The organism is Ideonella paludis, assembly GCF_018069865.1.
Classification (GTDB): Bacteria; Pseudomonadota; Gammaproteobacteria; order Burkholderiales; family Burkholderiaceae_C; genus Ideonella; species Ideonella paludis.
Genome location: NZ_JAGQDG010000006.1, coordinates 156,825 through 177,345, shown reverse-complemented (window position 1 = coordinate 177,345; position 20,521 = coordinate 156,825). Strand labels below are relative to the sequence as shown.

Annotated in this window: 20 protein-coding genes; 7 read left to right on the top strand and 13 right to left on the bottom strand. The window is 64.7% G+C overall.

Annotated elements, in window-relative coordinates; translation table 11 throughout:
- Positions 1-14 precede the first annotated feature (14 nt).
- Genes cobA through KAK11_RS16140 form a run of 4 tightly spaced genes read right to left on the bottom strand, consistent with a single transcriptional unit; the run spans position 15 to position 3,824 of the window.
- Positions 15-815, bottom strand: coding sequence for a uroporphyrinogen-III C-methyltransferase (cobA, locus tag KAK11_RS16155; protein WP_210810261.1), 801 nt, complete (start codon positions 813-815; stop codon positions 15-17).
- Positions 812-1,600, bottom strand: a complete 789-nt coding sequence (locus KAK11_RS16150; RefSeq protein WP_210810259.1) for a phosphoadenylyl-sulfate reductase — start codon at positions 1,598-1,600, stop codon at positions 812-814. Before KAK11_RS16150 ends, cobA begins: the two co-directional genes overlap by 4 nt.
- A complete protein-coding gene (locus KAK11_RS16145) occupies positions 1,597-2,085 on the bottom strand; it encodes a DUF934 domain-containing protein (protein WP_210810258.1) in 489 nt (162 codons plus the stop codon). The genes KAK11_RS16150 and KAK11_RS16145 overlap by 4 nt, the downstream gene beginning before the upstream one ends.
- 14 nt (positions 2,086-2,099) lie before the next feature.
- The gene (locus KAK11_RS16140) at positions 2,100-3,824 is read right to left on the bottom strand and encodes a nitrite/sulfite reductase (RefSeq protein ID WP_210810257.1); all 1,725 of its coding nucleotides are present in this window, start codon (positions 3,822-3,824) and stop codon (positions 2,100-2,102) included.
- Between the two features lie 141 nt (positions 3,825-3,965).
- Here KAK11_RS16140 and KAK11_RS16135 point away from each other — a divergent pair, with 141 nt between their 5' ends.
- A complete protein-coding gene (locus KAK11_RS16135) occupies positions 3,966-4,895 on the top strand; it encodes a patatin-like phospholipase family protein (RefSeq protein ID WP_210810256.1) in 930 nt (309 codons plus the stop codon).
- Positions 4,896-4,995: 100 nt separating this feature from the next.
- On the opposite strand, the gene KAK11_RS16130 is transcribed toward KAK11_RS16135, so the two are convergent.
- On the bottom strand, positions 4,996-5,547 hold the full coding sequence (locus tag KAK11_RS16130; RefSeq protein WP_210810255.1) for a phasin family protein: 552 nt from the start codon (positions 5,545-5,547) through the stop codon (positions 4,996-4,998).
- Between the two features lie 224 nt (positions 5,548-5,771).
- Here KAK11_RS16130 and KAK11_RS16125 point away from each other — a divergent pair, with 224 nt between their 5' ends.
- The 3 genes from KAK11_RS16125 (at position 5,772) to KAK11_RS16115 (ending at position 7,985) form a co-directional block, all read left to right on the top strand.
- Positions 5,772-6,701: a histone deacetylase family protein gene (locus KAK11_RS16125; RefSeq protein ID WP_210810253.1), complete on the top strand. Its 930-nt coding sequence runs from the start codon at positions 5,772-5,774 to the stop codon at positions 6,699-6,701.
- A gap of 81 nt (positions 6,702-6,782) precedes the next feature.
- Positions 6,783-7,232 (top strand): acyl-CoA thioesterase, encoded by a 450-nt coding sequence (locus tag KAK11_RS16120; RefSeq protein WP_246499084.1) that lies wholly within the window; start codon positions 6,783-6,785, stop codon positions 7,230-7,232.
- A gap of 30 nt (positions 7,233-7,262) precedes the next feature.
- Positions 7,263-7,985, top strand: a complete 723-nt coding sequence (locus KAK11_RS16115) for a nitroreductase (RefSeq protein ID WP_210810251.1) — start codon at positions 7,263-7,265, stop codon at positions 7,983-7,985.
- 50 nt (positions 7,986-8,035) lie between these two features.
- Here the strand turns inward: KAK11_RS16115 and KAK11_RS16110 are convergent, their stop codons facing one another.
- The 6 genes from KAK11_RS16110 to KAK11_RS16085 are packed head-to-tail and all read right to left on the bottom strand — an operon-like array spanning position 8,036 to position 14,023.
- Complete coding sequence (locus tag KAK11_RS16110; RefSeq protein ID WP_210810250.1) at positions 8,036-8,383, bottom strand: Na+/H+ antiporter subunit G; 348 nt, start codon at positions 8,381-8,383, stop codon at positions 8,036-8,038.
- 19 nt (positions 8,384-8,402) lie between these two features.
- Positions 8,403-8,678: a K+/H+ antiporter subunit F gene (locus KAK11_RS16105; protein ID WP_210810249.1), complete on the bottom strand. Its 276-nt coding sequence runs from the start codon at positions 8,676-8,678 to the stop codon at positions 8,403-8,405.
- Positions 8,675-9,226: a Na+/H+ antiporter subunit E gene (locus KAK11_RS16100; protein ID WP_210810247.1), complete on the bottom strand. Its 552-nt coding sequence runs from the start codon at positions 9,224-9,226 to the stop codon at positions 8,675-8,677. Before KAK11_RS16100 ends, KAK11_RS16105 begins: the two co-directional genes overlap by 4 nt.
- A complete protein-coding gene (locus KAK11_RS16095; RefSeq protein WP_210810246.1) occupies positions 9,223-10,854 on the bottom strand; it encodes a monovalent cation/H+ antiporter subunit D in 1,632 nt (543 codons plus the stop codon). The genes KAK11_RS16100 and KAK11_RS16095 overlap by 4 nt, the downstream gene beginning before the upstream one ends.
- Positions 10,851-11,219, bottom strand: coding sequence for a Na+/H+ antiporter subunit C (locus KAK11_RS16090; RefSeq protein ID WP_210810469.1), 369 nt, complete (start codon positions 11,217-11,219; stop codon positions 10,851-10,853). The genes KAK11_RS16095 and KAK11_RS16090 overlap by 4 nt, the downstream gene beginning before the upstream one ends.
- A gap of 2 nt (positions 11,220-11,221) precedes the next feature.
- Positions 11,222-14,023: a monovalent cation/H+ antiporter subunit A gene (locus KAK11_RS16085; protein ID WP_246499082.1), complete on the bottom strand. Its 2,802-nt coding sequence runs from the start codon at positions 14,021-14,023 to the stop codon at positions 11,222-11,224.
- 200 nt (positions 14,024-14,223) lie between these two features.
- Between KAK11_RS16085 and KAK11_RS16080 the strand changes: the two genes are divergently transcribed.
- From KAK11_RS16080 to KAK11_RS16070, 3 genes are all read left to right on the top strand, one after another.
- The gene (locus KAK11_RS16080; protein WP_210810244.1) at positions 14,224-15,228 is read left to right on the top strand and encodes a 2-hydroxyacid dehydrogenase; all 1,005 of its coding nucleotides are present in this window, start codon (positions 14,224-14,226) and stop codon (positions 15,226-15,228) included.
- 95 nt (positions 15,229-15,323) lie between these two features.
- Entirely contained in the window at positions 15,324-16,646 is a 1,323-nt protein-coding gene (locus KAK11_RS16075) for a DNA recombination protein RmuC (RefSeq protein WP_375140694.1), read from the top strand.
- Between the two features lie 26 nt (positions 16,647-16,672).
- Positions 16,673-17,830, top strand: coding sequence for an MFS transporter (locus tag KAK11_RS16070; protein ID WP_210810242.1), 1,158 nt, complete (start codon positions 16,673-16,675; stop codon positions 17,828-17,830).
- A gap of 13 nt (positions 17,831-17,843) precedes the next feature.
- Here the strand turns inward: KAK11_RS16070 and KAK11_RS16065 are convergent, their stop codons facing one another.
- Complete coding sequence (locus KAK11_RS16065) at positions 17,844-18,449, bottom strand: glutaredoxin domain-containing protein (RefSeq protein WP_210810241.1); 606 nt, start codon at positions 18,447-18,449, stop codon at positions 17,844-17,846.
- A gap of 29 nt (positions 18,450-18,478) precedes the next feature.
- Positions 18,479-20,503 (bottom strand): M3 family metallopeptidase, encoded by a 2,025-nt coding sequence (locus tag KAK11_RS16060; protein ID WP_210810240.1) that lies wholly within the window; start codon positions 20,501-20,503, stop codon positions 18,479-18,481.
- Positions 20,504-20,521: the final 18 nt, after the last annotated feature.

Here is a 20,521-nt window from a genome sequence, read left to right as displayed (position 1 = left end):
AAAAACAATGGATTTTAGGTGCTGGCGAGCGCCTCGGCGTGATGACCCTCAATCTCGCTGAGATCCGCCCCTGCCGCAGGTGCTTGAGGGCTCAGCGCGCGGGCACCCACGCCCACCGTCACCACGGTGGGGCGGCCGGCATGCAGCACCACAGCGGCAGCCAGGGTGGCCACGGTGTGGTCCGACTGAGACTGGTCTGCACAACCGGCCCGCGAGACCACCAGCACCGGCGTGTCCGCCGCCCAGCCGGCCTCCAGCAGGCGGCGCGAGAGGGCGGCCAACTGGCGGCCCGCCATGTAAAACACTTCGGTGTCAGCGCGCTGCCCGGCGGTGAAGGCACCTTCACGCGTCATGGCGGTAGACAGGGCCACGCTGCGGCCCCAGCCGCGCCGGGTCAGCGGGCGGCCGGTGGCGGCGGCGGCGGCCAAGGCGGCGGTGATGCCGGGGATGACCACATAGCTCAGGCCGGCCGCCGCCAAGGCCTCGATCTCTTCTTCGAGGCGGCCAAAGACGCTGGGGTCACCGCCTTTGAGGCGGGCCACGCGCTCACCCTGGCGGCCGTAGTGCACCAGCAAGGCATTGATGTGGGCCTGGGCCGTGGAGTCGCAAAAGCCGCGCTTGCCCACGTCCACCCACAGCGCCTGCGGTGCCAGGGCTTGAAAGCCGGGGTCGGTCAGGGCGTCGAACAGCACCACGGTGGCCTGGCCCAAGGCTTTGGCGCCGCGCAAGGTGATCAGGTCGGCCGCACCGGGGCCTGCGCCGATGAAGCAGACATGGCCGGGCTGCGGTCCCGTGCTCAGGGCTGACGTGCTCATGCCGCCACCGTGTTCACGGCCTTGACATGCAGGCCGCATTCCTTGGCAGCCTCGTCTTCCCACCACCAACGGCCAGCGCGGAAGGGCTCGCCCACCGCAATCGCGCGGGTGCAGGGCGCGCAGCCAATGCTGGGCATGAACTGGTCGTGCAGGGCGTTGTAAGGCACGTTGTGGGTGTCGATGTAATGCCAGATGTCGGCCCAAGTCCAGTCGGCCAGCGGGTTGAACTTGGTGCGGCCGTTGGCTTCGACTTCACGGTGCGGCACCGCACCGCGGTTGGCGGATTGCTCGCGGCGCAAGCCGGTCACCCAGGCCGTGCGCTGGGCCAACATGCGCGACAGCGGTTCCATCTTGCGGACTTGGCAGCAGCTCTTGCGCAAGGCCAGGCTTTGGTACATGGCCTTGTCGCCATGGGTCTTGACGAAGTGCACCACTGCCTCGTGCTGCGGCTCATAAACCTCCACCTTCAGGCCATAGCGCTGCTCGATAGCCGGGATCAGCGCGGTGGTTTCAGGGTTGAGGGCGCCGGTTTGCAGCGTGCCCAGGGCGATGGGCAACTGGTGGCGTGCGATCAGGTCGGTGAGCACCATGTCCTCGGCACCCAGGCTATTGGCCAGCACGATCTGCTCAGGGTGCTCGGCAGCCGCTTGCTGCAGCAAAGCCAGGGTGTCCGCCACGCGCTGCTCATAGCCTTCGGTCTTGCGTGCGTAGAGGTCAATCGCGCTCGACGGGCCAAAGTTCAACGGGGCAAAGTCCTCGTCGGGGGTGGTGTGGGGGGCAGTCATGCGGCAGTCCTCGCAAACACAGGGCGGGTGACGTGCACATCGCCTTGGTAATTCTCGGTCACCAGGCTCAGCGCGCGGCGGGCGCTGGCTTCGCGTTGGTCAGGGCGGAGTTGAACGGTATTGAACCCAGCGCGGTGCAGCAGGGGCATCATGTCCACCAGCACCTCGCCCACGGCGCGGACCTCGCCCTTGAAGCGCAGGCGGGCGCGCAACACATGGGCTTGGCTGTAAGCCCGGCCGTCGGTCCACTTGGGGAACTGCAAGGCCAGCAGGCTGAGGCGGGGCAGGTCGTCGCTGAGGTCTTCCACATCCACCGTATTCGGCAGGATCACGCCCACCGAAAGGCCTTGGGGCCAGGTGTCGCGCACGGCGTGCCACTGTTCCCAGCTCAGCAAGGCGTTGGCCCGGGGCTTGGGGTGGGGCTGAGGGCCGTCTTCGCCGCCTACGCGCTGCCACACATCGTCTTGAGAATGAATGAATTGCATGTTGGGGCTCGGGCTCAGATGGACAGGGCAGGGTCGGCGGATTCGGTGCGGGCGGTGGTGCGGCGCACGGCGTCGGCGGCGGCGCGCAGCGGCGGCACACCAATGCGGCGGGCGGCGTCCACAAAGCGCTCGCCGGGCAAGCGTTGCTGGCGATAGACCTCGATCAAGGCCTCGATGACATCGGGCACTTCATCGGCCGCGAAGGAGGGGCCAATCACCTTGCCGGGGGTGGAGGCGCCGCTCAGCGTGCTGCCATCGGAGCCGCCCACCGAGACCTGGTACCACTCGTCGCCGTCTTTATCGATGCCGAGGATGCCGATGTGGCCGGTGTGATGGTGGCCGCAGGAGTTCATGCAGCCGCTGATATGCAGGTCAATCGGGCCCAGGTCGTAGAGCTCGTCCAGGTCGTCGAAGCGCTCGGTGATGCTTTCAGCCACGGGGATGGAGCGGGCATTGGCCAAGGCGCAGAAGTCGCCGCCGGGGCAGGCGATCATGTCGGTCAGCAGGCCGATGTTGGGCGTGGCAAAGCCGGCCTCTTTGGCGGCATGCCAGACTGCAGCCAAGTCCGCCTCGCGCACCCAGGGCAGCAGCAGGTTTTGCTCATGGGTCACGCGCAGCTCGCCCAAAGAGTAGCGGTCAGCCATGGTGGCGGCGGCGTCCATCTGATCGGCGGTGGCGTCACCCGGGGCCAAGCCCACGCGCTTGAGCGACAAGGTCACGGCACGGTAGCCCGGCACGCGATGCGGCTGCACATTGCGCTCCAGCCAGCGCAGAAAAGCGGGTTGGGGGTTGCCGGTGCGGTGCGGGTCGAAGTTATTGGTGGCGGGGCGCACGCCCGCCGGGTCTTGGAAGGAGCGGCTGACGCGCTCCAGCTCGGACACCGGGATGATGTGCTCGCGGCCGCCGGCGTCCAGAGTCAGGATCTTGTCGAACTCGGCGTTGACGGCGTCAAAAAAGGCCTGGCCTTCAGCCTTGACGAGGATCTTGATGCGGGCCTTGTAGAGGTTGTCGCGGCGGCCAAAGCGGTTATAGACGCGAACAATGGCTTCCAGGTAGACGAGGATCTGCTGCCAGGGCACAAAGGCGTTGATCACCGAGCCGATGATGGGGGTGCGGCCCATGCCGCCGCCCACCAGCACCTTGAAGCCGACTTCTCCGGCCTCGTTCTTCAGCAATTGCAGGCCCACATCGTGCCAGCCGATGGCGGCGCGGTCTTCCTGGGCGCCGCTGACCGCGATCTTGAACTTGCGCGGCAAATGGGCGAACTCAGGGTGCAAGGTGCTCCACTGGCGCAGGATTTCGCAATAGGGGCGGGGGTCAACGATCTCGTCGGGCGCGATGCCGGCCAGGGCATCGGAGGTGATGTTGCGGATGCAGTTGCCGCTGGTCTGGATGCCGTGCATGTCGACTTCGGCCAGCTTGTCCATCACATCGGCCGCTTGGCGCAGCGGAATCCAGTTGTACTGCAGGTTTTGGCGGGTGGTGAAGTGGCCAAAGCCGCGGTCGTACTGGCGGGCGATCAGAGCCAGTTGGCGCAGTTGTTTGCTGGAGAGTTCGCCATAAGGCACGGCCACACGCAGCATGGGGGCGTGGCGCTGCACATACCAGCCGTTTTGCAGGCGCAAGGGGCGGAAGTCGTCGTCGGCCAGTTCGCCCGCAAGATTGCGTTCGAGCTGATCGCGGAACTGTGCCGCGCGTTGGCGGACGACTTGGCGGTCAAAAGCGGTGTACTGGTACATGGAGTGAGAGTGTTCAAGACGCCCTTCTTGGGCTTTGGGGGCGACTGTAAGGACTCTCTATATGCTTGAGAACTACATTCTTGGTGTTTATAAATTCTCTGCAGATATATAGAAGCTTTTCGTTCTTCCTAGAATGGGCGGATGAATGCCTCTGATCCTTCTGCCGCACCACATTCGGCAGGCCGCCGCCAGTGGTGCTTGGGGCTGGCCGCCCTGGCCTTGGTGGGCTGCCAAACCCCCGTGCCGCCGCCGCCTGTGCAGCCGCCCCCGTCCGTCATTCCGCCGCCGCCGCCTAAGCCACCGCGCATTGGCTTGGCGCTGGGGGGCGGTGCGGCTCGTGGCTTTGCCCACATTGGGGTGATCCAGGTCTTGGAGGAGCATGGCATCAAGCCCGACCTCGTCGTAGGCACCTCGGCCGGCAGCTTGGTGGCGGCGCTTTATGCGTCCGGCCGCGGCGGCCCTGAATTGGCCAAGATGGCCGATGGCATGGACGAATCGGCGCTGACGGACTGGGCCTTTCCGGGCCGCGGGCTGATCAAGGGCGAGGCCCTGGCCAAGTACATGCGCACGCAAACCGGTGGCGTGCCCATCGAGCGCATGAAGCTGCCGCTGGGCATCGTCGCCACCGACTTGGCTGACGGCCAGCCCATCTTGTTCCAGCGCGGCGATGTGGGCACGGCGGTGCGGGCGTCGAGTGCGGTGCCGGCCGTGTTTCAGCCGGTCAAGATTGCCGAGCGTGAGTATGTGGACGGCGGTTTGGTGTCGCCGGTGCCGGTGCGCTTTGCCCGGCAGATGGGTGCCACCCTGGTCATTGGGGTCGATATCTCATCGCCCCCCGAGGGCAAGCCCACGGCCGGGCCCATCGACATCTTGATGCAGACCGTGGCCATCATGGGCCGCAGCATCAATACCTGGGAGCTGAAGGATGCCGATGTGGTGATCCGTCCGCCGCTCGCCGGTGTCTCCAGTGCCGACTTCACGGCGCGCCATAAGGCCATTGCTTCGGGCCGAGAGGCGGCTTTGGCGGCACTGCCTGCCATCAAGCAGAAGATTGCGGCCCTGACCCGCTAGAAAACAAACCCGCCGCACGTCTGCCGTGGGGCGGGTCGGAGCCTGAGTCGCACTTCAGGCGTTTCAGCCCTGCGCCTCGGTCAGAGGCGCAGCGTCTGAATTAGGCAGCGCGGCGAGCCTTGGTGGCTTGCTGGCTGGCCTTGACAGCGGTGTTGCTCACAGCTTGGAAGTTGGCTTCAGCCACTTCAGCAGCTTGCTTGGCAGCCTTGTGCACGCTGTCGTAGGCGTTGTTGGCAGCGGCCAGAGCCGACTTCACCAAGGCCACAGCGTTTTCGGTGCCAGCAGGAGCGTTCTTCACGGCGGTGTCGACCAGGCCGGTGAAGCTCTTTTGCAGGTCAGCGACTTGGGCTTCAGCCACCTTGGTCACTTCGGCGTTGGTGGCCGCAGCGATGTCATACAGATGACGGCTGTAAGCGGCAGCCTTTTCAGCGGCCGGCTGGAGCAGGCCAGCTTGCAGGCTCAGCAGCTCTTGGGCGTCCTTGACAGCCAGGGCAGCCTTGGTGGTTTCAGCGGCTTCGCCCATGGAGGCCTTGGCCACTTGCAGGTTCAACTCAACCAGCTTCTCAACGCCTTCGAAGGCCTTGTTGGTCAGGTCAAACAGAGTTTCGAGGTTGGCTTTCTGGGCGGCAACGATTTGTTCGGCGGTCAGCATGAGAAATCTCCTGGTTCAACGGTTTAGGAACTCACAGGCAGCTCACTCAACAACTTTCATTGTGCGCTGCAACATGATTCGTATTCTAAGGGTCCGCTGGCGCATTGCAAGCGTTTTTTGTTGCAGTGCAGCAAAATAGTTGTGAGCCCCTAAATCCGACGGTACGCCAAGGCCGTGACGGGGTGGTGACAACGCCCTCGCGCCGCCCTCGTCACAATGGGCTCATGCTGGCCTACACCTCGGACCGATTCGTTCTGCCACTGCCGCCCGGGCATCGTTTTCCCATGAGCAAGTACGCCTTGCTGCGCGAACGCGTGGCGGCACTGTCACCTCACATCCGCTTGGATGAGGCGCCAGAAGCCAGCGAGGCTGAACTGCTTTTGGCTCACAGCCCACGCTATGTGACGGCTGTGCTGCAGGGTTTGCTCTCGCCGGCCGAGCAGCGCGAGATCGGCTTTCCGTGGTCGCCTTGGATGGCCGAGCGTGCGCGGCGTTCAGTGGGGGCCACGGTGGCTGCGGCGCGGGCCGCGTTGGTGGAGGGCGTGGCGGCGAATTTGGCGGGGGGCACGCACCATGCCAACGCTGACAAGGGCTCGGGCTTTTGCGTCTTCAATGATGTGGCGGTGGCGGCGCGCCAGATGCAGGCGGAGTGGCACCGGCTGCAGGCCCAAGGCTTGAACGTGCTGGTGATTGATTTGGATGTGCACCAAGGCAACGGCACGGCCGAGATCTTTGCCGAGGACGACACTGTCTTCACTTTTTCCATGCACGGCGCGCGCAACTTTCCCTTTCGCAAAGTGGCCAGCCGCTTGGATGTGGACTTGGACGATGGCTGCGAGGATGGCCCCTACTTGGCCGCGCTGGATCAGGCCTTGGCGCAGATCGAGCAGCGCTGGTGGGATGGACGGCCCGCTTTGGCCTTCTACCTGGCCGGTGCCGACCCGCACGAAGGCGACCGCCTGGGGCGGCTCAAGGTGAGCGCCGAGGGCTTGGCGGCGCGGGACCGCCGCGTGCTGAGTTGGCTGGGGGAGCGGCGAATCCCCGTCGCCTTGAGCATGGCGGGGGGGTATGGGCATGACATCCACACCACGGTGGCCCTGCAACACCACACGCTGGAGTTGGCGGCCCAAGCGTGGGCGGCTTGGCGGTCCTGAGGCTCGCCTTCGGGGCATCCCCAGCCTGAGCAGCGGCTGCAGGCTGTTCAAATGGGTGCCTTCCGCGACAACTTTCCAGCCATGTCGGACGCACCCACTTTGCCACGCCCTCAGGCCCGGCCCCGCAGCGACTTCAAGCTGTTTCGCCCCATCCAAACCCGGTGGATGGACAACGATGTGTACGGCCATGTCAACAACGTCGTCTACTACAGCTACTTCGACACGGCCGTGAATGCCTATCTGATCGAAGCGGGCGCCTTGGACATTCACCAGGGCGAAGTCATTGGCCTGGTGGTGGAGACGCAATGCAATTACTTTGAGTCACTGGCCTTTCCGCAAGCCGTGGAGGCGGGCTTGCGCGTGGCCCGAATGGGCGGCTCCAGCGTGCGCTATGAGATTGGGCTGTTTGCCCACGGTGCGCCTTGGAGTGCAGCGGCCGGCCACTTTGTGCATGTGTATGTGAGCCGCCAGACGCGCCGCCCCCAAGCGCTGCCCACGGCCTTGAAGGCGGCGTTGACGCCCTTGCTTTGACCTTTTTTGTTTGACCCAGAAGCATCACCGATGACCACTTCCTTGCCCCAAGACCGCAGCGTGGATGCTGCCCAGACCGCCGCTGTGGATGCAGCGCTTCAGTCGCGCCGCTCGATCCGCGCCTTTTTGCCCACGCCCGTGCCGCGTCAAACCCTGGAGGAGTTGTTGGCGGTGGCTGCGCGCGCACCCAGCGGCACCAACACCCAGCCCTGGCAGGTGCATGTGCTGACGGGTGAGCGATTGAAGTCCTTGACCCAACGCATTGAGGCGGCCTACCTCGACCCGGCCCAACGCGCCACCCACAGCGAGGAATACGCCTACTACCCCACCGAGTGGCGCAGCCCCTACATCGACCGCCGCCGCAAAGTGGGCTGGGATCTGTATTCGCTCTTGGGCATCACCAAAGATGACAAAGCCCGCATGCAAGCCCAACACGCCCGCAACTACCGCTTCTTTGACGCACCGGTGGGGTTGATCTTCACCATCGACCGCGTGATGCAGCAAGGCAGTTGGCTGGATTACGGCATGTTCTTGCAGAGCGTGATGATCGCCGCGCGCGGGCGTGGGCTGGACACCTGCCCGCAAGCGGCCTTCACGCAATTCCACCGGGTGATTGAAGAGGAGTTGTCGCTGCCCCCTGAGCAGATGGTGGTCTGCGGCATGGCCTTGGGCTTTGCCGACCCCGCAGCCATCGAGAACAGCCTGGTGACCGCGCGTGAGCCCGTCTCAGGATTTGCCCGGTTTTGGGAGTGATGCGCTGACAAGGCCAAGCAGGCGCGGGGCCGCACGCCCACGTGCCTGGCTCAGGCGGAGGCCTCAGGATCCTGGGGCGGCAAATCGCTGGGGGCTTCGGCCCGAGAAGGCAGCTTTTGGTGCAGGGCGGCCTGCGCCAGCAAATTGGCCGAGACCGGGGCCGTCACAAAGACAAACAGCGTGATCAGCAACTCGGCCAAGCCGAAGCGGCCTTGGCTGGCCGCCACGATGATGGACGCCAGCAACACGCCCCCGACGCCCAAGGTTGACGACTTGGTGGGCGCATGCAGGCGCATGTAGAAGTCAGGCAGGCGCACCAAGCCCAGGGCACCCACCAGCAAAAAGAAGGCCGCCACCACCACCAGCAAGGCGGCAAGCCATTCGAGCACGAGGTTCATTGCATGGGGTCCTTGAGTCTCATTCCACCACGTCGCCACGGCTGAGGTAGCGCGCCAGCGCCACGGTCGAGGCGAACCCGAGCATGGCCACGATCAGGGCACCTTCGAACAGCAACTCCGTGCGCCAACGGATGCCCAGCAGCACGATCAAGGCCACGGCGTTCATGTAAAGGGTGTCCAGCGCCAAGATGCGATCGGTGGCGTGCGGCCCCTTGAACAGCCGCCAGCCGCACATCAGCAAGGCCAAGGTGACGCAGGCCAAGCCGATGTTCAGGGCGAGATCGAGCACATTCATGAGGGGCTCCCTTCATCCAGGTAGAACACACGCAACAGTGGGGCTTCGTAGCGAGTCTTCATGTCGGCCACCATCGCGGCGGGGTCATCGCCATTCAAGGCGTGCACCCAAATCACGCCTTGCGTTTCGTCCACCACGGCCGAGACCGTGCCCGGTGTGGTGGTGATGATGCTGGCAAACAAGGCGTTAACCCGGGGATGCTGGCTGGCCAGCGGCACTTTGAGCCACAGGGGAGACATGCGCTCCAGGGGCCCCAACACCAAGCGCGCCACAGTGATGTTGGAGATCACGATATCCCAGAGCACCACCAGGGCCAAGCGACAAGCACTGGGCCAATGCACCGGGCCAGCAGCGGGCAAGAAAGGGTGGACCAAGCGGGGAACGATCAGGCCGATCAAGGTGGCGGACAGCAGGTGCACAGGCGCCACACTTTGCGACAGCGCGAGCCAACTCAGCCCCAGCAGCACCGATAGCACGGGGTGTGCCATCCACGGCGATGCGGAAGGGGCTGCAGCCTCAACGCTGGAGGCGGGGGGCAGGGGCCTCATGGCTTCTCCTTGGTCGGTGCGGGCTGCCCGTCATAGAGGCGCGTTGTCCCGCCGGGCGAATCCCCTAACACAGACTTTAAGTAACTGTCGCGGTCCGCCAATTGCTGTGCAGTGGCGTCGGTATAGCGCTTGAGAGGCGAGGCGCTGACGGCCAAGCCAACAGAGAGAATCAGCAGCACCACAGCCGCTGACAGCATCTTGGGGCTGGAGCCCGACGATTCGGTGGGCGTTCCGCTGGTGGGTTGGACATGCCAGAAGATGATCACCCCCGCCCTTGCCAAACCCACAATAGTGGCAAAGCCGACGCACAAAACGACCGTCCACACCCAGGCTTGTGTGGGCAGGGCTGCGCTGCTTTGCAAGATCATCAGCTTGCCCAAAAAGCCCGGCAAAGGCGGCAGGCCCGCCACAGAGGCCGCACCCAAAAGCATCATCAGGCCCAGCACCACAGGCTCTTTGACGGCATTGGCGGGTTGAAGGGCGTCGCCCGCGGTGCCGCGTTGGGCGGCCATTAACTCCACCAGCAAGAACAGAGCCGCGATCACAACAGTGCTGTGCAGCATGTAGTAGAGCGCCGCCGACAAGGTGTCGGGCGTGAAGAGGCCGACTGCAGCCAGGATCGTGCCCACGGAGGACACCGTCAGGTAGCCCACCAAGCGGCTCAGGCTGTGAGACGCCAAGGCGCCCAAGACACCCAGCACGCTGGTCAGCAAGGCCGCAGGGAGCAGCCAGGCTTGAGCGCTCAGGGCGGCTTCGCCCGGGCCGTCGCCGAAGATCACCCAATGGGTCCGGATGATGCTGTAGACGCCGACCTTGGTCATGATGGCGAACAAGGCTGCCACCGGGGCGCTGGCAGAGGCATAGGTGCCAGGCAGCCAGAAGTAGAGCGGCACGACGGCGGCTTTCAGGCCAAACACGACCAACAACAGCAGCGATGAGGCGCGCGCCAGGCTGGCACTGTCCCCCTGCAATTGCGCCACGCGCTGGCCGAGGTCAGCCATGTTCAGCGTGCCGGTGACGGCGTAGAGCATGGCCAGCCCAATCAGGAACAGGCCCGAGCCTCCCAGGTTCAGCACCACATAGTGCAAGCCCATGCGCAGGCGTTCTGTGCCCAGCCCATGCAAGAGCAACACGTAAGACGAGATGAGCAGAACCTCAAAGAAGACAAAGAGGTTGAACAAGTCGCCGGTCAGGAACGCACCGGCCAGCCCCATCAACTGGAACTGGAAGATGGCGTGAAAGTAAGGCCCGCGGCGATCCCAGCCGCCCAGCGCATACCAGAGCGCCGGGGCCGCCACCGCGTAGGTGAGCAGGACCATCAGGGCGGAGAGGCGATCCAGCACCAGCACAATGCCGAAGGGCGCTGGCCATTCGCCCAGGCGATAGGTGATGGGGGGGCCGTCCATGGCGCGCCACACCAAGGCCATCGCCATGGCGCAGCCCAGGAGAACCGAGCCCATGCTCAGACGCCTGTGCCAGCGCAGAGCGGCGCCATCGTGGCCGCCACCCGTCTGGCTCATGCCTTGTGGTTCGCCCAACAAGAGCAACAGCACGGCTGTCGCAGAGGGCAGCAGCACCGACAACACCGGGCCATGCAACACCCAAAACTGGAACAGAGATTCCATCATCGGGCGCTCGTTTCGCTGCTGGCGGAGTAGCCCACCGCATGACCTGGCTCATGCCCATCCACGTGGTCGCTGCCGCTCTCATGGCGGCTGCGCAAGGCCAGCTCAATCACAAAGCCCGTGGTCGCAAAGCCAATGACGATGGCCGTCAGCACCAAGGCCTGGGGCAGGGGATCTGCCATAGGGCTTGTGCCGCCCAAAATGGGCGCACCGTTGACCCATAAACGCCCCATGACAAAGATGAACACGTTGACGGCATAACCGAAAAGGCTCAAGCCCAAAACCACCGTAAAGCTGCGGCCCCGCAGCATCAGATAAAGGCCACAGGCGGTGACAAAACCAATGCCAGTGGCCAGCAAAAACTCCATGCTCATGCGGGGACTCCCGAATCAGAGACAGGCTTGGGTCCGCGCTCACGGCTGACCGCGCCCAGCACAGAGATGGTCAGCAAGGTGGCGCCCACCACGGTGCAAAACACACCCAGGTCAAACAGAGCGGCTGAGGCCAGGGGCAACTCACCCAAGACCGGCACGGCCGGATGCCCATGCGCACTGGTCATGAAGGGGCGGCCCCACACAAAGGCTCCCACCCCTGTCAGGCCAGCGATCGCCAGGCCACTGCCGATCCAGCGCACAAATCGGCGGCCCCCATGAGCTTGCATCATGGCTTCTGCGCGGTCTTGGCCCATGGCCATGAACTGCAAGACCAGTGCGACGGCGGTGATCAGGCCCGCGATAAAGCCACCGCCGGGGAGGTTGTGGCCGCGCATGAAGATGTAGAGCGCAAACACCAGGGCCAGCGGCAGCACCACCGAGGCCGCGACCTTGAGCAAGAGCGGCGGGGTTGCAAAGGTCCAGCGTCGTCCCTCGGGGTCCATTGCAGGGCGCCGCGCACGCAGGCCATCCATCAGTGCCAGCACGCCGATGGCGGCAATGCCCAACACGGTGATCTCGCCAAAGGTGTCGTAGCCCCGGAAGTCCACCAAGATGACGTTGACCACATTGGTGCCGCCGCCCATGGGCAGGGATTGGGCCAAGAAATACCAGGAGATGGACTCCAGGTCTCGTGTCATGAACAACCAGGCGACCCAAGCCATGCCCGCGCCGCCGGTCAGGGCGATCAGCGCATCGCGAGTGCGCCGCGCGGAGCTGGACTCCTTGGGCGACTGCTGTGGCAGCAGGGCCAGGCCCATCAGCAGCATGACGGTGGAGACCACTTCGACCGAGAGCTGGGTCAGCGCCAAGTCTGGTGCGGACAGGCTCACAAAGCACAGCGAGGTGACCAGCCCGACCACACCCACCAAGACCACGGATTGAAAGCGTTGGCGGTGGGTGAGGACGAGGGCCACGCAGGTCACGGCGAGCAAAGCCCAGATGGCAATGGCCAAACCGTTGGCCGGCATTTGGGGCCGCTGGCCTGTGCTGATGTCTTGACCCATGAATTGAGAGCCCACCAAGACAATGGCTGCGATCACCAAGCACAGCACATAGCGCTGCAAGGAGCCGGTTTCAAGCCGTGCAGACAGGCGCCCCGACAGTCCGAAGAGGCCGTCCATCAAACGGCTCAAGATCGCTCGCCCGGTCAGCACCCCAAACCAGTCTTCGGAGTTCAGGCCATGCAGCCGCTTGCCACGGGCTAATGCGAGGTAGAGTGCCACGCCCAAACCCAGTGCCACCGCACTCATCAGCAGGGGCAGATTGAAGCCGTGCCAAATCGCCAGGTGATAGGCCGGTAGCGGCTGGCCCACCATGGCGGTGGTGGCGACATGCACCAAGGGGCCGAAGGTGAGGGCCGGCAAGAGGCCCACAGCCAAGCAGAGGGTGACCAGCACGATGACCGGCAGTTTCATGCCCAGCGGTGGTTCATGGGGGTGGCTGTTCGGCACATCGCCGAGCTCACCGTTGAAGTAGGTGTCATGCACCAGTCGCAGCGAATAGGCCACGCTGAAAATGCCGGCCAGGGTGACCAGCACAGGCACCGCGATGGCCCACAGGCCGCTGCTGGCGTTCACGGCTTCCGTGAAGAACATCTCCTTCGAGAGGAAGCCATTGGTCAGAGGCACGCCGGCCATGGAGGCCGCAGCCACCATGGAGAGGGTCGCAGTCCAGGGCATGAACTTCCACAGCCCACCCAACTGGCGCATGTCGCGCGAATGGGTTTCGTGGTCCACGATGCCTGCGATCATGAACAAAGAGGCCTTGAAGGTGGCGTGGTTCAGCACGTGAAACACCGCCGCCACCGCGGCCAATGGCGAGCCCAGGCCGATCAAGAACACGATCAAGCCCAAATGGCTGATGGTGGAGTAGGCCAACAGGCCCTTGAGGTCGTGCTTGAAGATCGCGACAAAGGCCGCAAACACCACGGTGGTGAGGCCGGCAGCACTGACGATGGCTTCAAACCAGCCCGTGCCCGACAACACCGGATACAGGCGCATCAAGAGGAACACCCCGGCCTTGACCATGGTGGCCGAGTGCAGATAGGCGGAAACCGGCGTCGGGGCCGCCATGGCGTCCGGCAGCCAAAAGTGAAACGGAAACTGAGCGCTTTTGGTCAGGCAGCCCAGCAAGATCAAGATCAAAGCAGGGACAAACAGCGGGGAGGCTTGAATGGCCTCTACCTGGCCCAGCATGCCGCTGAGCTCATAGGTGCCGGCCACCTGCCCCAGCATCACCATGCCCCCGAGCATGGCCAAGCCGCCACCGCCGGTGACGGCCAAGGCCTGACGGGCGCCGGCTCTGGCTTCAGGGCGGTGGCTCCAATAGCCGATCAGCAAAAATGAGGAAATGCTGGTCAACTCCCAAAACACCACCAGCAGCAGCACGTTGTCCGACAAGGCCACTCCCAGCATCGCCGCCATGAACAGCATCATCTCGCTGAAGAACTTGCCGGCGGAGTCTTGAGGGCTCAAGTAGAAGTGCGCGTACAGCACAATCAGCAAGCCGATGCAGAGGATCAGGCCCGCAAACAAGAGCGAAAGGCCATCCAAGCGGAAGCTCAGGTTCAGGCCGATCTCCGGCACCCAAGACCAACTCTGCCTCAGCGCTTGGCCGGACATCACCTCAGGCGCCTGGAGCAAGAGCAGGGCGAGGCTGGCCGCAGTGACGGTGGCCGCCGCCAGGGCAGACCCCATCCGAGATCGGCGGCCTAGCCACAAAGTCAGTGCCGTGCCCATGCACAGTGGAAGGAGAACAATGAGGAGCAGCACGCTTGTCCTTCAAAGAGTGGCGGGATTCTAGGCGGCGTAACTTTGCAGACAGCTGAAAATGGTGATGCCAAGCGCTCAGGGAAAATCAGGGGGCAGCGGCTTGCGTCTGCCCGGAGCCTTGAGCCAGCGCCTGCCCCTTTTCTGTGGTTTTTGAAAGCCTCCGACTCATGAGCTCTCCTTGTCTGCTGATCACCCGACGCATTTTTCCGGAGGTGGTCGCGCGCTTGCGGCGCCACTTTGATGTTCGATGGCATGACAGTGATGCGGCCCTGAGCGCCGCCGAATTGCGGCATCAACTGCAAGGCTGCGATGCGGTGTTTGTGGCCACCACCGAACGCATCGACGCGTCCTTGCTGCAGGCCTGCCCCCAGCTCAAGGCCGTGTGCTCCATGGCGGTGGGTGTCAACAACATCGACATCGAGGCTTGCACGGCGCATGGCGTGATGGTGAGCAATGCACCGGATGTGCTGACCGAGACCACCGCCGACTTTGGTTTTGCGTTGATGATGGCGGCAGCCCGCCGCGTGCCGGAAAGCGAGCGTTTTTTGCGCGCCGGGCAGTGGACGCAGTGGAGCATGGATCTCTTTGCGGGTGCCGACATCCACGGCCGTACTCTCGGCATCTTGGGCATGGGCCGCATCGGCCAGGCGGTAGCGCGTCGGGGCGTGCACGGCTTTGGCATGTCGCTGCTCTATCACAACCGCAGTCGCTTGGCGCCTGAGCAAGAAGCTGCTCTGAAGGCTCAGTACGTCAGCAAGACGGAGCTGCTGCAGCGTGCCGACCATGTGGTCATCGTGGTGCCCTACACGCCTCAAACCCACCATCTGGTGGGCGCGGCTGAACTGGCCTTGATGAAGCCCACCGCCACACTGACCAATATTGCTCGGGGCGGGGTGGTGGACGATGCGGCCTTGGCCAAAGCATTGGCCGAGGGCCAGATCGCTGCGGCTGGCATTGATGTGTTCGAGGGTGAGCCCAAGGTCCACCCAGACCTGCTGGCGGCGCCAAATGCGGTGCTGACGCCGCATATCGCCAGTGCCAGCCTGCCCACGCGCTTGGCCATGTGCAATTTGGCGGCAGACAACCTCATTGCGGCCTTTAGCGGCGGGCAGCCGCCCACTGCGCTGAATCCACAAGTCCTGCCGCTCAAGAAAACGCCGGGCCGCCCCTAGTTTTCTTGCGCCCCCTTGGGGGGCCGGGACGGGCAAAGCCTGGCCCTTGGGGGTACTCAGAAGTGGGGTGAGCGCAAGCCTGACAGAATGCGGGCATGCCCGCTGCGCCCCTTCTGTCTGAGATGCCCCTGCTCTGGGGCCTGCTGATTCTCCTGATCCTGAATGTCTTGGTGCTGCTGTGGATGGCCTTGCGCCGCGCCAGTGGCCCGGATGTGGCGAGCCTGATGGCCCAGGCCGAAAGCCGCCAGCAGCGCGATGCGGAGCGCTTAGAGCGCGAACTGCGTGAGGCCGTGATGGCCACCGCACGCGACTTGCGCGCCGAGGTCGGCCAGCAACTGGCCTTGACCCAGCAAACCCTGCTGCAGCAGTCTGATGTGTTGGGCCGCCAACAAGTGGGCCAGTTGGAGCGTTTGGCCGAGGTGCTGGAGCGCCAACTGGCCGAGCTGCGCGAGCGTATGGCCAACAGCTTGACCCAACTGCAAGAGGGCAACGAGCGCAAGCTGGAGGCCATGCGCGCCACCGTCGATGAAAAGCTGCATGCCACGCTGGAGCAGCGCTTGGGCGAGAGCTTCAAGCAGGTGGCCGATCGCCTGGAACAAGTGCACCAAGGCTTGGGTGAGATGCAGGGTTTGGCGCGCGAGGTCGGCTCGCTGGGCCGGGTGCTGAGCAACGTCAAGACCCGAGGCGTGTTTGGCGAGGTGCAACTGGCCGCGCTGCTGGAGCAGGTCTTCACCCCAGAGCACTACGCCGCCAATGTGGAAACCGTGCCGGGCAGCGGCGCGCGGGTGGAGTTCGCGCTGAAGTTGCCGGGCGGGCAGGGCGCCACGGGGCCGCTGTGGCTGCCTATTGATGCCAAGTTTCCACGCGAGGACTATGAGCGCCTGCTGCAGGCCCAAGACGAGGCGGACGCCCCTGCCGTGGAGTTGGCGGCCAAGGCCATTGAGGCGCGCTTGCGCGCCGAGGCCAAGCAGATCCGTGACAAGTATTTGGCCCCGCCGCACACCACGGACTTCGGCATCTTGTTCGTCCCCACCGAAGGCCTCTATGCCGAGGCGCTGCGCCGCCCGGGGCTGGTGGAGAGCCTGCAGCGCGAGCAGCGCATTTTGGTGGCCGGGCCGACGACGCTTTTGGCGGTGCTCAACAGCCTGCAGATGGGCTTCAGAACCCTGGCCATTGAGAAGCGCAGTGCCGAGGTGTGGGAGGTGCTCGGGGCGGTCAAGACCGAGTTTGGCCGCTTTGGCGAGGTGCTGGCCAAGACCAAGAAAAAGCTGGAAGAGGCCAGCAGCACCATTGACGCCGCCGAGGTGCGCACCCGGGCGATGACCCGCAAGCTCAAGGGCGTTGAAGCCATGCCTGTGGAGCGAATGGGGGGCGTGTTAGGCGCCTCAGGTCTGGACGATGACGAGGCCCAAGGGTGAGGGGCGAGGCGGCGCACAGCCAAGCCTTGAGGCAGGCCTTCCCGGCCGTGATCGCCATGCTGGTGTGTGTGCATGCCAGCATGGCCGCCACGCGGGTGGCCGCCAGCTTGCTGGTGCTGCACCGGGGCTACCCGGAATGGATGGTGGGCGCTTTGCTCTCTCTGTTTGCGGTGGCCCCCATTGCGCTGTCGCTGTGGGCTGGGCGGCTGGCAGACCAGTACGGCATGCACAAGCCTTTAGGGGTGGGCGTGCTGCTGGGCACCGGTGGCGCGGCGGTGGCCGTGGTGTCTCAACACCCGGTCGCCTTGGCTGTGGCGGCGCTGGCCACCGGCGGGGCGATTGCTGTGGCGGCGGTGGGCGTGCAGCGTGAAGCGGGCTTGATGGCGCGTGATCCGTCCGACCTCAAACGTGTCTTCAGTTGGGTGGCCTTGGGGCCGGCCCTGTCCAACGCTCTGGCGCCGGTGGTGGTCGGGCTGTTGATCGACCATGTCGGCTTTCGGGCCGGTTTCGTGTTTGCGGCGGTGCTGCCGCTCCTGGCGTGGTGGCTGGCAATGCGGGTGCCGCGCAGCGTGCCCGCAGCCGCCAAAGAGCCGGCCTCGGGCAGCGTGGGCCGGGGGGCCTTGGCGCTGTTGCGCCTGCCCGCTTTGCGCTGGCTGATCTTGGTGAACTTGGCGCTATCGTCCTGCTGGGACGCGCACAGTTTTGCGGTGCCGGTGATTGGCCATGTCCGCGGCATGAGCGCTTCAGCCATTGGCTTGGTCTTGGGCAGCTTTGCCGCTGCGGCCACCGTGGTTCGCTTGTTGATCGGCCGTTTTGCAGACCGTCTGGACGAGCGCGCGGCGCTGCGTGCCGCCATGGCCCTGGCCACGGCCACCTGCTTGGTCTATGCCTATCTGCCGGGCGCTGTGGGGATGATGCTGGGATCGGCCGCCTTAGGCTTGGCCTTGGGGTCGGTGCAGCCCATGATCTTGGCCATGCTGCACCGGGTCACGCCCTCAGACCGGCACGGCGAAGCCCTGGGCGTCCGCATGCTCGCGACCAACGCGGCCACCATCGTCATGCCCCTGGGCTTTGGGGTGCTGGCGGCGGCTACCGTGCCCTGGGCACCGATGTGGCTGATGGCGGCCTTGGTGCTCATGGCCCAAGTGCCGGCCAGCCGCATTCAGGCTCGGCCGGGGCACTGAACCCACTAGCCCATCAGAAGCGGATCTTCGGCGCGTTAGGGTCAGCCGGCGGCGCAGCGGGCGCGGTGGGCTCAGGCCGACGTTGCTCGATGGGCTTGGGCGCAGGGGCTGGGGTGGTCAGCGGCGTCGGGGCTGGGTTGCGGTAGCTCGGGGGCAGCGCCGAGGTTTTGGGGTAGCCCGCAGCGTCCAGGTAGCCCTGCCAATCATTGGACTGATAGCCCTTGAGTTGCTGAGGGCCGATGGTCAGCACCGGCAGGTTGCGGTCGCCTGAGAGCTTGGCCAGGGCGGCCGTGTCGGCGTCGGTTTCAACCCGCTTCTCTGCAAACGGAATGCCTCGCTGCATCAACAGCGAGCGACCTTGATCGCAAGGGGTACAGCCTGGGCTGGTGTAGAGCGTGACCGGATAGCGGCCCACGATGGGCCGCAAGGACGAGGGAAGGTTGGCCGCATCGACGCGGCCTCCGACGCCACTGACGGGCACCGCTTGCGCCTTGGCATCTGGCGGGGGACGGTCGGTATAGGTGACCGTGCCATCAGGCCCGACAACTTTGTATTGAGCACAGACCGCGGATGCCCAGAGGGCCACGCAACTGGCCAGAAAGGGACGGAGAGTGTTCATGACGAAACCAGACGGTGAAGACAACGACCTCAGGCCGCAATGCCTTGGTGCCGCAGCAGCGCGTCGATCTGGGGCTCGCGGCCACGGAAGGCCTTGAAGCTCTCCAGGGCAGGGCGGCTGCCACCGGCCTCAAGAATTTCTCGACGATAGCGCTCCCCGGTGCGTGCGTCCAGAACACCAGCCTCCTCGAAAGCACTCCAAGCGTCGGCAGAGAGAACTTCTGCCCATTTATAGCTGTAGTAACCGGCGCTGTAGCCCCCCGCAAAGATGTGCGAGAAGGTGTGGGCACCCCGCGCGAAGGCGGGTGGGAAGATCACGGCCACTTCTTGGCGGACTTCCTCCGCCACCGCCAACACACGGGTGGCGGCTTCCGGTTCGGTGTGCAGGCGCATGTCGAACAGGGCGTACTCCACTTGTCGCAAGGTCTGCAGACCACTTTGGAAGTTCTTGGCTGCCAGCATCTTGTCAAAGAGCGCGCGCGGCATGGGCTCACCGCTGTCCACATGGGCAGTGAGCGTGTTCAGCACCTCCCACTCCCAGCAGAAGTTCTCCATGAACTGGCTGGGCAACTCCACGGCATCCCACTCGACGCCCGAGATACCGGAGATGCCCAGATCATCGACCTGCGTCAGCAGGTGGTGCAGGCCGTGGCCGAACTCGTGGAACAGGGTGATGACATCATCGTGGGTCAGCAGCGAGGGCTTCTCGCCGACTGGTGCGGCGAAGTTGCAGATCAGATTGGCCACAGGGGTTTGCAGTCGGCCGACATCGGCGCGCACCCAGCGCGAGCGCACATCGTCCATCCAGGCGCCGGGGGACTTTCCGGGCCGAGCATAGGGGTCGAGGTAGAACTCGCCCACCAATTGCCCCGCGCGTTCGATGCGGAAGAACTGCACGGCCTCGTGCCACACCGGTGCGCTGGCAGGGCTGATGGCCACATCGAACAAGCGCTCGATGATGCCGAACAGTCCCTTGAGCACGGTCGGCAGCGGGAAGTAGGCCTTGACCTCTTGCTCGCTGAAGGCATAGCGGGCTTCTTTGAGCTTCTCGCTGGCAAAGGGGACGTCCCAGCTCTGCAGGTCGGTCAAACCCAATGCCGCGTGAGCAAAGTCTTTCAACTCAGCCCAGTCACGCTCGGCGGCCGGGCGAGCCTTGCTGCTGAGGTCACGCAAGAACTGCATCACTTCCGTGGGGCTGCGCGCCATCTTGGTGGCCAGCGAGACCTCAGCATAGTTGGCATAGCCCAGCAGTTGCGCCTCTTCTTGGCGCAGTTGCAGCAACTCGGTCATCAAGGCAGAGTTGTCGCGCTCGGGGGCATCCAGCTCGCTGGCGCGAGTGATGTAGGCGCGATACAGCTTTTCGCGCAGCGGCCGGTTTGTTGCGTACTGCAGCACCGGGAAGTAGCTGGGGAAGTGCAGGGTGATCTTGTGGCCGTCTTTGCCTTCGGCAGCGGCGGCGTCACGCGCGGCTTGCAGCACATCGGCGGGCACACCAGCCATCTCCTCAGCGCTGGCGTAGTAGGCGAAGGCATCGGTGGCGTCCAGCACATGGTTGGAGAAGTTCTGCTCCAACTCGGCCGAGCGGTCTTGGATCTGCTCATAGCGCGCCTTGGCGTCGCCCCGCAAATCTGCGCCGCCCAGCTTGAAATCTCTGAGCCACTGCCCAAGCGCATGCTGGCGTGCGGGCGTTAAGCCTTGGCCTGCGGGGCTGGCGGCCAAGGCCTGGTACTTGGCATAGAGACGCTCGTCCGAACCCAGTTGGGTGAAGAACTCGGTCACCCGGGGCAATGCAGCGCCATAGGCCTCGCGCAACTCAGGCGTGTTCGCCACACGGTGCAAGTGACCCACGGCGCCCCAAGCACGGCCCAAACGCTCGGTGGCCACCGACAACACGCGCGCCATGGCGTCGAACTCGGCAGGCACCTCGTCGCTGACCACCTGCTCCAGGGCTGACGCGGACTGCGCCAGAAGCGCCTCAACGGCAGGCGCCACATGTTCGGGCCGGATGGCGTCATAGGCCATCAGGCCGTCGGTGTTCAGCAGGGGATTGGTCATGGCGAGTCCTTTTAAGTG